This is a genomic window from Mesorhizobium sp. LNHC221B00, assembly GCF_000502935.1.
Taxonomy (GTDB): Bacteria; Pseudomonadota; Alphaproteobacteria; order Rhizobiales; family Rhizobiaceae; genus Mesorhizobium; species Mesorhizobium opportunistum.
In genome coordinates this window covers 1-12088 of record NZ_AYWR01000051.1, presented here as the reverse complement: position 1 = coordinate 12088, position 12088 = coordinate 1, and the positions used below count along the sequence as shown (strand labels likewise).

Below are 12088 nucleotides of genomic sequence, written 5' to 3'. Positions count from 1 at the left end.
CGCTCGATGCGGCGCGCGCCAAGATGGCACTGCAGAAGGACCCGGACGATCTTGCCGAAGGCGGCCTGAACATCCGACCGGCGTACTTCCTTACGCCGGTCGAGATCGCCGGCACCGCCGCGGCCTTGATGGCATCGCAATATGCCCCCGGCACGACCACCGATCCGAACATCGTTCGCGGTCTGGCCGAGGTCATCTCGGACGCGCGCCTGTCCACGGATTCGGCGATCAAGTGGTATCTGGCCGCCAACCCGAACACGACCGACACGATCGAGGTCGCCTATCTCAACGGCGTCAGCCAACCGACGCTCGAGCAGAAGGACGGATGGAACGTCGACGGCGTCGAATTCAAGGTTCGCCTTGATGCGGGCGTCAAGCCGCTCGACTTCCGCGGCCTCTACCGCTCGACCGGCGCCTGATCGGTCCTGATGCCTGACGGGCGGCGCCGCCGCCCGTTCCCCCTTCCTCGATTTCACAAAGGAGGCCTGCAATGGCCAAGAACTATATCCAGCCGGGAAACACGATTTCCTGGACCAACGCAGACGTGACCGGCGCCGTCGATGTTGCCTCGGGCGACGGTGTCGTCGCTGGTTCGCTGTTCGGCGTCGCGCAGGGCGACATCGCTGTCGGCGACAGCGGCGAACTCGGCCTGATCGGCGTCTATGATCTCGAAAAGGTCTCGGCGCAGGCCTGGACGTTCGGCCAGCGCATCTATTGGGACGCGACCGCCGGCAATGCGACGACTACGGCGTCGTCGAACAAGCTGATCGGCGTCGCCGTCGAGGCGGCGGCAAATCCGTCCGCGACCGGCAAAGTCCGGCTGTCGGCCGCCTTCACGATCTGACAGCCTGGTTACCTAGCAAGACCATGGCGCATCTCGTCCGCGATTGGGAAGGCGAAACCGTCTTCGTGCTCGCGGGCGGGCCGTCCGTGCTCGACCTCGATCTGTCGCTGCTGAAAGGGCGGCGGGTCATCGCCATCAACTCGGCGCATCTCTCATACCCGGACGCGGACGCGCTGTTCTACGCCGATTCCGACTGGTGGACGCGTGTCGGGGTGAGGGAACCGGCTTTCGCCGGCGAGATCTTCACCACCAACGCGCTTGGCGGCCCGGCAGCGGTCAATCGGCTGGTCAAGGTCGATGCAGGCGGGATTTCCGCCAGTCCCGGCCGCATCAGGATTTCCGCGACGTCGGTTTCCGGAGCCATCAACATCGCGACCCTGCGCGGCGCAGGCCGCGTCGTCCTGCTCGGCGTCGATGGTTGCTTCGGTCCGGGCGGACGTCGCCACCACCATGGCGCGAATTATCCCGACCCGGTCAGGAAGGGCAGCTTCGATCGTCATCGCCGGGAATTGGAAGGCCTGGCGCCGTCGATCGCAGCACTCGGTGTCGAAGTGATCAACTGTTCTCCGGTCAGTCACGTCACCTGCTGGCCCAGGATGTCGCTGCCGGAAGCGCTCGCGCTGCCGCCGAAAGGACCGCACGTGCCGCCAAAGCCTCATCTTGTCCTGCTCTCGATGTATGGCATGGGCGACTGCCTGCATCAGCGCGCGGTGTTGCGCGAACTGATGAAGACGCACGCCGTCGAACTGCAGACCTATTACACGTCGATGTATCATGACCTGGAGGCCGAAGGACTTAGGGTTACACTGGTCGCCGGGAAGCTTGATCCCCGGATCAACGACCGGGGCAATTCAGCCGACGCCCGCAAGCCGAGCCGCCAACACGACAGGAAAATCGGCTACGATCACGCGGCAACGAAACGGCATGGCAATCTGCTCGCCGCCATGTTCGGTTCGGTCGGGCTGAAGGTTCCCGAGCGGCCGGATTTCAGCCTGCCGGTCAAGCCGGAATGGCGGGCGGATGCAAGGGCGCTGATCGGAGATACCGGCGGCAAGCCCGTCATGATCTACCGGCCGATCATGGTCAACGGCGTCTGGCTGTGCCCGTCGCGCTCGCCGGATCCTGCCGCCTACGCCGCGATCTACAGTTCGATCAAGGACCGCTTCTTTACGGTGTCGGTCTGCAACCTGAACCAGAAGGGCGAAGAGATCGTCGGCGAGGAACAGCCGGCCGACCTGAAACTGCACCGTGGCGAGGCCGATTTCGAGACGCTTGTCGGGCTGTTTGCCGAGGCATCGCTTGTCTTCGGCAATGCCGGTTTCACGCCGATCCTGGCGCAGGCGGTGGGGACGCCGAACATCGTCGTTTATGGCGGCAACGAAAGCTTTCGCTTCACCAACGCAGTCGGTGCGCATCTGGCGCCGACGCTGCCGATCGAGCCGGTCAAGCCGTGCGAGTGCTTCGACCGCCATCACAAATGCAACAAGGACATCGACCTGGCCGACGCGCTGCCCAAGGTGCAAGCCTTCGCGACGCTGCACGGCAAGCAGCCGCGCGTGCTGGTGTTCGGCACCACCTTTGTGGACAGTCCGGAGAAGGCGCGCCTAGTCGGCCAGTGGCAGAGCCTGCACCGAGCAGTGAATGACTGGTCGGTCGATCTCCTGCTCGTCGACAGCGCCTCGCCGGTGCTGGACGGCTGGCCGGTCGAGGCCCATGTCTACCGTTTCCCCGACAATATCGGCCACCTGGCGCGCGGCGGGAAAGATGGTTGGGGCAGGGCCTTCTGCAAGGGCCTCGAAATGGCGATCGACGGCCAATATGACTACGTCGTCCACATCGAAGGCGACAGCCTGCTCAAGCGGCCGGTGATGCCGATCCTCCGCCAGATGGCGGCGAGCGGTTTTAAGGCGGCGTCGGTCCCGGTGCGAGGCACCAAATGGCAGGAAACCAAATGGGCTGAAACCGGCCTGATGTTCTTCAGCGTCGACTATCTCTGGCAATCGAAGTTCATCGAAAAATATGACTGGTGGAACCGCGCAGCGAAGCCGACACCGGAAAAGGTGATCTTTGACCTGATCGGTGACGATCTGCAGATGATGGTGCTGCTGCGCGCCGAGCGCGGCGACAAGGGCCAGATCACAGCCGAGAATGCCGCCGAGTTCGACTGGATCACGCATTGCCCGCCCGAAGCGTTCGATGCCTTCGTGGCCTCTACCGTGCCGCAGGAGCCGGCGGCAAGGCCGGTCGAGGACGCGATCAAGCTCAACTTCGGCTGTGGCACCAACAGGCTGGACGGCTGGCAGAACTTCGACGCCGAGATCGACATCGAGAAGCGGCTGCCGTTCGCGGATGACCATGCCGATTTCATCTATGCCGAGCATGTCGTCGAGCATGTCGATTATCACGCTGCGCTGCGCTTCTTCACTGAGGCCCGGCGCGTGCTGAAGCCGGGCGGCGTCATCCGCATCTGCGTGCCGAGCCTCGAAAACATCTGGCGGCGCGGTGACCAGGAGTATTTCGACTTCACCCGCAAATGGGCGCCGTCTGCCGATCGTCGCGGCGCCATGCACGCCATCATCCACGCGCACGGCCACAAGGCGATCTGGTCGCAGGCGTTGCTGGAAGCCTGCCTGTTCTTCGCCGGCTTCGAGGACATCGCCGGGTGCGAGGTCCACAAGTCCGCGCATGCCGACCTCACCGATGTCGAAGGCCATCACAAGGTCATCTCTGAGCATTTCAACTGGATCGAGGCGGCGGTTGCCGAGGGGCGCAAATGACCGAGGTCAAGACAGAGCCGGTCAATGCAACGCTCGTCGACAGCATCGTTGCGGAGAGTGCGCCGGCCGGCGCCATCAAGTTCTACGAAACGGCCGAGGATAAGCCGGCCGGCTTCCATTTCCAGTGCCCTTGCGGTTGCGGATCTGTTGGCGGCGTCAAAGTGGCCGGACCTGGCGCGTGGACATGGAATGGTAGCCGGGACAAACCGACGGTGCGAGCCTCAGTCCTTCTCCACAATATCGACATGAGTTCGCATTGGCACGGCTATCTCACTGACGGCGTCTGGGTGTCCTGCTGATGACCGGCCATCCGCATCAGTGGTTCGGCGGTCGCACCTATGCGCAGCATGGCGACGACCTGGCGATCCTCAACATCTTCAAGCGGCTCGGTATCGAGCGGCCGTCCTATCTCGATGTCGGCGCCTATCACCCGTTCGACCTGTCGAACACGGCGCTGCTCTATGAGCGCGGTTCGCGCGGCATCAATGTCGAGCCGAACGAGGCGCTGCTTGGCGCCTTCGTCAGGGCGCGACCGGATGACATCAACCTGTGTGTCGGCGTCGTGCCGGAAAAGTGCGGCCCGCTGCTGTTCCATCACGTCGCCGGCGATCCCGGCCGCAACTCTTTCGATCCGGCTGTCGCCGCCACGCTCGGCATCGTGCGCAGCGTCTGCGTGCCGGTGATGACCCTCAACGCCATCGTCGCGCACCATGCCGGCGGCATCTGGCCCGACCTGTTGTCGATCGACATCGAAGGTCTCGATGTGGCGGTGCTCGGCGGCGCCGATTTCGGCGACCTGCCGCCGCGTGTGGTCATCGCCGAGGCCGAGGCGACCGGCGCATCAAATGTCGGCGCTGACCTCGGCCCGATCATGAGGGCGAAAGGGTTCTTCCTGCACAGCTGGGCCGGCAACAACATGATCTTCGCCCGCGATGCCGACCGCGCGAGGATCTGCTGATGTCGATCTGGGATATCCATTACGCGGCGCTCTACGCCTCGCCGATCGCCGTCGATGCCGTGCTGACGCTTGATGGCACCGATGGCCTGGTTATCGAATTGCGCGCGATCGACAAGACCAACCCGGCGGCGCTCGGATTCAAGGGCGTCGATGTGCTGGACATCAAGCCGGCCGCGATGGTGCGAGCATCCGACCTCGCCGATATCGAACTGGCGGCCCTGCGCAATGCTTCGATCGTCTTCAGCGGCAGGACTTGGACGATCAGGAGCCATGAGATATTTCCGGCGCCGACCGGTGAGAGCAAGGGCGAGATCCGGCTGATCCTTTCCGAGGAGCCATAATTTGGACCCGCGCGAAGCAATTCTTGCCCGGCTGCTGATCGTGGCCGGCGAAGTCGACACGACCCTAAGCCCGATCCGCAACGAGAGCGATCCGGCGGCAGCCAATCTGCCTGCCGTCATCCTGTTCGACGGTGAGGAAACGGCTCGTGATACCGATCCGCGGGGCCGAACGGCGCTCACCACGCCCCGGTTGGTCGACATGACGCCGGAGGTGCAGTTCCGCCTCAAGGCCAAGGATGATGACGTCGGAACGAAGCTCAACCTGCTACGGGCCAAGCTTATCAAAGCCGTGATGTCCGATGCGCAGCTGCTCGCATCCACCGCCAACGGCCAAGCGATCCGCTACCAGGGCTCCATGACCGCGACCGAGCGCGGCCGTTCCATGGAAGGCGGCATCGGCGTCGCCTTTACCTTCACCTACGCCATGCGACCTGAGGCTTTGGTCGACACCGTGACCGCCTGATTTTAACCGCCCAATTTCCCGTGTGATTTGGGACGGGCAACCTCACCGAAAGGACAAGGCCATGTCTGAATCTCCGGACATCAAAAATCTATCGATCGGCAAGGGCATTCTCTACTTCACCCCGACCGGCGGCGCCGAGCGCGACATGGGCGAGTGCTCGGCTTTCGAAACTAGCCCCGGTGGCGATACGCTCGATTATTTCTCCAACCGGGTCGGCATCAAGAAGAAGAAGCGCTCCGTTGTCACCTCCGCCAGCCTTGCGATCCGCATCGTGGCCAACGAGATCACCGCCGAAAACCTCGCCATGCAGCTCGGCGGTGATACGCCAGCGTCCGGCGGATCCGGCGTCAAGACCTTCAACATCATGCGCCAGACCGAGGTCACCGGCTCGCTGCGTTTCGAGGGCCAGAATGATGTCGGCAACAGGCTCGACGTTTCGCTGCCCTCGGTGTCGTTCAAGCCTGGTGGCACCTTCAACCCGATTTCCGAAGAGTGGCAGGAGATCGAGATTAACGGCGAGGCGTTGGTGGTCGAACACACCGACGGATCGTCCGATTTCGGCACGGTCACTGTCAACGACGAGGATAATTCCTGACGTCAAAACGAAACGGGCGGAGCATCCCTTTGAATGCTCCGCCATTTGAGAGAGATATCTATGAAGCGCTTGCTTGAAATAGCGCCGGCTGGCACGTCCAAGACGGTCGTGCGGGTCGGTGACGATGATATCGAGGTTGGCAAGGTCAGCGCGAAGCGACTGACCGGCTTGCTCATGCGGTATCCCGAGCTTGGAGACCTGATGGGCGGCAAGAAGGCCTCGCCGCTGCGGCTGATCGAGATCGCCGCCGACGCTGGCGCTGCCCTGATCGCCGCCGGTTGCGGCTATCATGGCGAGGATACGCTGGTGGCGGAGGCGCGCGCCGCCGAACTTGATATCCAGGACCAGATCAACCTGGTCGTGGCGATCGCGACGATCACTTACCCTCCGTTCGGCCCGATGATCGATCAGCTCAAGTCTCGGGTCGCCATTTTTCTGCAGGAGCTGGAAAAAAGCGAAGCACCACCAGCCGGCGAGACGCTGCCGACCGAATAGCCACAGCGATCGAGGCGCTGATCGTCGCGGGGCATCGCCCAGCCGACGTCTGGGAATATTCACCGCGTGAGATATTCGGCTACCTGAAGCTCGCCAATGAGCGCCAGATGCACGAGGCCGCCGAGGGTCTGATGCTGCAAGCCATGGCGGCGCGCGGCGAATGGAAGGACGTCCAGAAGATGATCAAGGACCTGGCGCGGGAACAGCCTTGAGACGCTATTGGCCGGCTGGCTTGAAGAAGTCGACGCCCTTCAGCTGCGGCCCGCCTCCGACTGCCATCTTACCCACAGTACCGCCGGCCGCGACATCGCAGCGGTCGTCGGTCAGTACGCTTGTGCAATGCTCGAACAGCGGCCTGAGATCATCGCGGTCGAGCCATGGCGGCATCAGCGTGACGGTGCCGCCCGGCAGTTTCAGGATCATGAAGGCATCGCTGGCCGCGGCAACACGGCCCTTGGTGATGACGACGTCGCGGCCGACCAGATCGGGCCACGACACCATGAACTCGACCGGTTCGATCAGGATCTGATCGCCGGCGAACGCAGTGGTTGCGGCAAGCGCTAGTAATAGCCCTGTATATCTCATTTGAAGCCCTCCCGCCGCAAATGAAGCACGGAACGGATGTCGAGGGCAAATGGCGCGCTTCCGGTATCAGAAAAAGGACGGCGAATTCGCTCGGGCGATGACGTCCGTCGCCGACCCGATAGCCGCTGCCGGTCTGGCCGCGATCACCGAGGCTGGGAATATCATCAAGCAGGCAGGGCGAGCCGACATCGCCGCCGCCGGATTCTCGAAGCGCTGGCAGAATGCGTTGCGCACCAAGGTCTATCCGAACGGTGCGGGCTTGAGTGCCGGCGTCTTCATTTGGCACAAAATCTATTATGCCGGGATTTACGAAAAGGGCGCAACGATAACGGGCAGTCCGCGTTTGTGGCTGCCGCTTCCGACGGCGCCGAAACGCGCCGGTCGGTCGAAGATGACCCCGGCGCTCTACATCAGGACCATCGGTCCGCTGGTCAGCATCGAGCGACCGGGCAAACCGCCGCTGCTCGCCGGCAAGGCCGCGTTATCCACGCGCGGCAAGAATGTCGGCAAGGTTACACTGAGTGCGCTGAAGCGCGGCGCGGCCGGCAAGGCATCGACGCTGGTCCCACTCTTCATCGGCATCGATCGCGTGAGCATCCGCGATCGGTTTTCCATCCGGGAGATTACAGGGCGTGCCGCCGCGCGCCTTGGTCAACTTTACCTGAAACACCTGAAGGTAGGCTGATGGCATTTCAGAAGAACACCATCGCGCAGCGCATCGCCCTCGAAGGCGGCAAGGCGATCGAAGACCAATTGAAGGCGCTCGGCGATGCCGGGGAAAAAGCCTTCAAGCAGATCCAGAACGCCGCGATCAAGGCCGATTTCGGCAAGTTCAGCGCCAGCCTGTCCAAGTTCGGCGGCGACCTGGCCACGGTCGGNGGTCGGCCGCCGCGCCGCGCTGCTCGGCGCCAGCCTGACCGCTGCCGCCGCTGGCGCAACGGCGGCTGTGCTTGGCTTGGCCAAGGCCGGCGGTGATGCGGCGGACCAGGCCGGCAAGGCCGCACAAAAGACCGGCCTGCAGGTCGAGGCCTATGGCAAGTTGGCGTTTGCCGCCAACCAGGCCGATGTCTCGAACGAACAGTTCGTCTCCGGCATGTCGCGCCTCAACAAAGCCATCGCCGAAGCTGCGGACGAAACCAAGAAAACCGGCGATGTAATCGACGCGACGGGGGTGAAGGTCACGCGTTTCGGCGGCAAGACCAAGGACGCCGCCAAGCAGGTCGACACCGCCGGCAACGTCTTTGCCAAGCTCGGGGTCAAGATCAAGGACGCCAACGGCAAGCTGCGTTCGAACGAGGCCATTATCGGCGACGTCGCCGAGGCGTTTTCGCGCATGCCGGACAGCGCATTGAAATCGGCGCTGGCGATCGAACTGTTCGGCAAGGCCGGCGCTGAACTGCTGCCATTCCTCAACGAGGGTAGGGACGGACTTAAGGCGCTCGGCGACGAGGCGACGCGGCTCGGCATCGTCTTCACCAAGGAACAGGCCACGATCGGCGATGACCTCGGCGATGCGCTCGACGAGGTCGGAAAGGCCGCTGCCGGCACAAGGCTCCAGCTTGGCCTGCTGTTCGCGCCGGCCGTCACCGAACTGGCGCGCGGCCTACGCGACATTCTCATTTCCAACCGCGATACGGTCCTTCAGTTCGGCCAGGCAGCGGCGCGTACTTTCGCCAGCGTCGCCGGCGACCTGCTGCACCTGATCTCCGGCAATTCGCAGAACATCAAGAACCCGTGGATCCGCGACTGGAGCGTGGCCATCATCCAGTTCGGCCGCGATTTCCTGGCCGTCGTCCAGACCGTGGTGCTGCCTCTGTTCAAGGGCATCCATGATGGCGCGCAGGCTGTCGCCGAAGCCATCAACGGCATGTTCGGCACCAATGTCAGCGGCGGCCAATTGCTCATCGGTGTGGCGCTGCTGCAACTGCTCGGCGTCTTCAACCTGATCGTCTCGACCTCGGGGGCGGTGATCGCGGCCCTGCGCCTGATCGGCACCGTTGTCGCGACGATGTTCGGCGAAGGCGTCATCGCCGCCGCCACCGGCTTCTTCGGTGCCATCTTCGAAGGCGCCACCGCCTTCCTTGGCCTCGTCGCCGGTCTGATCTCGTGGCCGGCGCTGCTGGTCGCTGCCCTGGTTGCCGCGGGTATCGCCACGGTCGTCTTCTGGGATGATATCGTTGCCGGCGCGCGCACCGCCATCGCCGCCATCCAGGATCTGTTTTCGCCGGGCAATCTGACTGCAGTCTTTTCCGGCCTGCTGGAAGGCGCCAAGATTGCAGGTCAACTTTTCGTCGAAGCGTGGAAGCTACAGATCCAGGCTGTCGGTGTCGTTTTCCAAGGGCTGGCGCAGATCGTCACCGGCTTTGTTGAAGGCGTCGTCTCGGCAATCTCCGGGCTAGCGGCGCAGTTGCTGCCGTCATGGACGCAGATCGGTGTCGATGGTGGGTCGGTCTGGTCGACCATTCTTGGGCTTGCCTCGCAGGCGTTGACGGGCATCGTTGGTCAGGTGACGGCCTTGGCCGGCTTGCTGGCGCCGGTCTGGGATGGCATCGCTTTGGCCGGATCGGCAGTGTGGACCACGATCGGTTCGGCTGCCGCCACCGCCTTCACCGGCCTGACCACGATCGCGACCACGGCGATCTCGGCGGTGTCCGACACCATCGGATCGCTGATCGGCGCCGTCGTCGACAGCTTTACGGGTGCCACCAGTCAGGTCGTGCAGGCCGCCAACGCCATCGCAGCGGCGATTGCCCGCGCCACGGAGATCTCGGGCGATGTATCCGGAGCGTCGGCATTGGCCGATGCGCTGGTGGCGCCGTTCCGCCAGGCGCAGGCCGCCATCGACCAGATCATGGCCGGCATCCGCAATGTCGTGCAGACCGGCTTTTCCAGCCTGATCGGCATCGTCCGCTCGCTGGCCAGCCAAATCCAGAGCGAGATCGCGCGCATCATTGCGCAGTTGCAGGCGGCGGCCAGGGCAGCGGCCGCGCTGCGGGCGAAGGCATCCGGATCCGGCGGCGGCGGATCGTCCGAGCAAGGCCTTGCCGGCGGCGGTCAGATCCGTGGCCCTGGCGGGCCGACAGGTGACAGGATCCCGGCATGGCTGTCCGACACCGAATTCGTCATGCAGGCCAAGGCGGTGCGCAAATACGGCACCCGCTTCATGTATGCGGTCAACAACGGTTTGTTGTCGCTGAAGTCGCTTAGGATGCCGAGTTTCAATGTCGGCGGCATGCTCGATGGTTTCAACCGGTCGATGGCGATCCCGCGTTTTGCGAGTGGCGGGCTGGCGGACATGAATCTGGCACCGGCCGCACCGTCCGGCGGTGCCGCCGGCACCATGCGCGTCCAGCTCGATTTCGGTCTCGGCCCGGCCGATATCTTCGACATGGTGACCGACACCTTCACCGCCAACCGTTTCCAGCAGTTCGCCTTGAAGGAAGCCAACAGCAGCGCCGGGCGCGCGCCGTCGCGGGGCAAATAAATGACCGACCTGACGCTGCTGCGCCTCGATCCGATCGGCGTGCCGCCCTATTCGGCGCGCGGCATCACCGAGGAATTTTCGCTCGACGGTTCGGCCCAGCTTGCCCGGACTGTCAACAACGAGCTGATCGATCTCGGCGACGAGGAAGACGAAAAGTACAAGATGACCATCTCTTGCACCGACCAGAACATGCCGGCGCTGGATGGCGTGCGCCGCGGCATGACGCTGACGGTCGATTGCGCCACCGAGTTTTGTTACCTGACGGCTGACGGCTCGCCGTCGCGCGACGTGGCCGGCACCACGGATGACCCGGCGACGCGCACCGAAGGCGACTTCACGCTCTACCGGCCGCGCCTCACCATGAAGGTCGCCGATTACCGGCTGTCCTTCGATGAATGGGGCGCGGCCTGCAACTGGTCCCTCGACCTGGTCGAGGTCTGACCGATGGCCAGCCGCTTCTTCTTCGCCTGGGCAGCATCCACCGAGACCACTTTCGGACTAGAGCATCAGGTCGAGGACGAGAAGATCGTCGACATCTCGCTGACCCACAAGGAAGGCGCGTTCGCGACGCTCGATATCACGGTCAGGAATCCGCGTGTCGGCCTGCTGGCGCCAGGCCGCGACCAATGGGCCTGGCTATCCTGGTACGACACCGCCAACCCGACCGCCGGCGCCGTGCCGCTGGCCTTCTGCCGCGTCGTCGGCGTGCCGCAAAGCCCGCAGGCCAATGCGATAAAGCTGTCATTCCTGGCGCGGCCGGCCGATTATGACACGCGCAAGCGCGCGCTGGCCGACACGATGAAAGTGCCGCCGTTCTGGGATCCGATGTTCCTGACGCCGGAAAGCCGCGACGATCCCGATACCGTGCTTGAGGCCTATATCCACGCCTGGCACATCGACCGCGTCTCGCATGCGGTGAGTGCTTCGCACCTGCTCGACGGCGAGGATGGCCTGCTCGACTTCGGCTCGAGTTTTATCAAGGGCACGCTCGATATCCAGATCGGCCAGCCGCCGCTGCGCCAGGTCAAGCTTTCCGGCGCTATCAACTGGGACCAGATCGCCGCCGGCAGCGTCGATTTTTCCAAGCAGCTGACCGATGCCGCCAGGGCGATCGGATCGGGCGACGCGTATTCGGTCAAATCGCTGACCGGTGGCGGCTTCATGAAGAAATTCCCGGTCGAAGGCGGGCGCATCGGCGGCGGCTGGACTTGGGGCGCCTGCGAGATCACCCGCACCGATGGCGTCGTCGTGCCGGAGGATTACCACCAGGTCATCATGACCAATGGCACCGGCCAGTTCTGGGTCTGGACGATGAAGCCGGTGCTGATCGCCGACTATGACGTCACCCGCAGGCGCACCGAGACCGTCGAATTCACGCTGACTGCCGACAGCCAGGCAATCCAGACCGACCCCGGCGACGAGGAAATCCAGGAGATCAAGGTTTCAGGCGATGCCGATGAGGCCTGCGATCCCCCGGACACCGACAATCCGGACGGCGCCATGCCGATCCGCGATGTCAGGAAGCGCGCCTATCTCACCACGCCGC

At 63.8% G+C, this 12088-nt stretch carries 13 protein-coding genes and 1 pseudogene; 13 read left to right on the top strand and 1 reads right to left on the bottom strand.

Annotated features, from left to right (window positions below; translation table 11 throughout):
• From X741_RS00395 to X741_RS136865, 9 genes and pseudogenes are all read left to right on the top strand, one after another.
• A pseudogene (locus X741_RS00395) lies at positions 1 to 419 on the top strand (hypothetical protein); the annotation flags it as partial.
• Between the two features lie 71 nt (positions 420 to 490).
• Positions 491 to 844, top strand: a complete 354-nt coding sequence (locus tag X741_RS136835) for a DUF2190 family protein (protein ID WP_023780947.1) — start codon at positions 491 to 493, stop codon at positions 842 to 844.
• Between the two features lie 23 nt (positions 845 to 867).
• Positions 868 to 3621, top strand: coding sequence for a methyltransferase domain-containing protein (locus tag X741_RS00405; protein ID WP_023780946.1), 2754 nt, complete (start codon positions 868 to 870; stop codon positions 3619 to 3621).
• Positions 3618 to 3920 (top strand): DUF6527 family protein, encoded by a 303-nt coding sequence (locus X741_RS136840; protein WP_023780945.1) that lies wholly within the window; start codon positions 3618 to 3620, stop codon positions 3918 to 3920. The genes X741_RS00405 and X741_RS136840 overlap by 4 nt, the downstream gene beginning before the upstream one ends.
• On the top strand, positions 3920 to 4579 hold the full coding sequence (locus X741_RS136845) for an FkbM family methyltransferase (RefSeq protein WP_023780944.1): 660 nt from the start codon (positions 3920 to 3922) through the stop codon (positions 4577 to 4579). The genes X741_RS136840 and X741_RS136845 overlap by 1 nt, the downstream gene beginning before the upstream one ends.
• Positions 4579 to 4920, top strand: a complete 342-nt coding sequence (locus X741_RS136850; RefSeq protein ID WP_023780943.1) for a hypothetical protein — start codon at positions 4579 to 4581, stop codon at positions 4918 to 4920. The genes X741_RS136845 and X741_RS136850 overlap by 1 nt, the downstream gene beginning before the upstream one ends.
• Before the next feature lies 1 nt (position 4921).
• A complete protein-coding gene (locus X741_RS136855; protein ID WP_023780942.1) occupies positions 4922 to 5383 on the top strand; it encodes a hypothetical protein in 462 nt (153 codons plus the stop codon).
• A 61-nt stretch (positions 5384 to 5444) separates the two neighbouring features.
• Positions 5445 to 5978, top strand: coding sequence for a hypothetical protein (locus X741_RS136860; protein ID WP_023780941.1), 534 nt, complete (start codon positions 5445 to 5447; stop codon positions 5976 to 5978).
• Between the two features lie 60 nt (positions 5979 to 6038).
• A complete protein-coding gene (locus X741_RS136865) occupies positions 6039 to 6473 on the top strand; it encodes a hypothetical protein (RefSeq protein WP_023780940.1) in 435 nt (144 codons plus the stop codon).
• A 216-nt stretch (positions 6474 to 6689) separates the two neighbouring features.
• Here X741_RS136865 and X741_RS136870 read toward each other — a convergent pair whose 3' ends face one another.
• Complete coding sequence (locus tag X741_RS136870) at positions 6690 to 7058, bottom strand: hypothetical protein (RefSeq protein WP_023780938.1); 369 nt, start codon at positions 7056 to 7058, stop codon at positions 6690 to 6692.
• A 49-nt stretch (positions 7059 to 7107) separates the two neighbouring features.
• On the opposite strand from X741_RS136870, the gene X741_RS136875 reads away from it, so the two are divergent.
• The 4 genes from X741_RS136875 to X741_RS01000000167345 form a co-directional block, all read left to right on the top strand.
• Positions 7108 to 7743 (top strand): DUF6441 family protein, encoded by a 636-nt coding sequence (locus X741_RS136875; RefSeq protein WP_023780937.1) that lies wholly within the window; start codon positions 7108 to 7110, stop codon positions 7741 to 7743.
• A 270-nt stretch (positions 7744 to 8013) separates the two neighbouring features.
• Positions 8014 to 10542, top strand: a complete 2529-nt coding sequence (locus tag X741_RS136885; protein ID WP_023780935.1) for a hypothetical protein — start codon at positions 8014 to 8016, stop codon at positions 10540 to 10542.
• Positions 10543 to 10983 carry a hypothetical protein gene (locus X741_RS136890; RefSeq protein WP_023780934.1) on the top strand — a complete coding sequence of 147 codons (441 nt, stop codon included), beginning with the start codon at positions 10543 to 10545 and terminating at the stop codon, positions 10981 to 10983.
• A 3-nt stretch (positions 10984 to 10986) separates the two neighbouring features.
• Positions 10987 to 12088 (top strand): hypothetical protein (locus tag X741_RS01000000167345; protein WP_032928515.1); only part of this gene is annotated, 1102 nt, incomplete at its 3' end.

Excerpts from the sequence above, each read along its gene's own strand:
- X741_RS136835 (WP_023780947.1), top strand. The coding sequence starts at position 491 with ATGGCCAAGAACTATATCCAGCCGGGAAACACGATTTCCTGGACCAAC.
- X741_RS00405 (WP_023780946.1), top strand. The coding sequence starts at position 868 with ATGGCGCATCTCGTCCGCGATTGGGAAGGCGAAACCGTCTTCGTGCTC.
- X741_RS136840 (WP_023780945.1), top strand. The coding sequence starts at position 3,618 with ATGACCGAGGTCAAGACAGAGCCGGTCAATGCAACGCTCGTCGACAGC.
- X741_RS136845 (WP_023780944.1), top strand. The coding sequence starts at position 3,920 with ATGACCGGCCATCCGCATCAGTGGTTCGGCGGTCGCACCTATGCGCAG.
- X741_RS136850 (WP_023780943.1), top strand. The coding sequence starts at position 4,579 with ATGTCGATCTGGGATATCCATTACGCGGCGCTCTACGCCTCGCCGATC.
- X741_RS136860 (WP_023780941.1), top strand. The coding sequence starts at position 5,445 with ATGTCTGAATCTCCGGACATCAAAAATCTATCGATCGGCAAGGGCATT.
- X741_RS136865 (WP_023780940.1), top strand. The coding sequence starts at position 6,039 with ATGAAGCGCTTGCTTGAAATAGCGCCGGCTGGCACGTCCAAGACGGTC.
- X741_RS136870 (WP_023780938.1), bottom strand. The coding sequence starts at position 7,058 with ATGAGATATACAGGGCTATTACTAGCGCTTGCCGCAACCACTGCGTTC.
- X741_RS136875 (WP_023780937.1), top strand. The coding sequence starts at position 7,108 with ATGGCGCGCTTCCGGTATCAGAAAAAGGACGGCGAATTCGCTCGGGCG.
- X741_RS136890 (WP_023780934.1), top strand. The coding sequence starts at position 10,543 with ATGACCGACCTGACGCTGCTGCGCCTCGATCCGATCGGCGTGCCGCCC.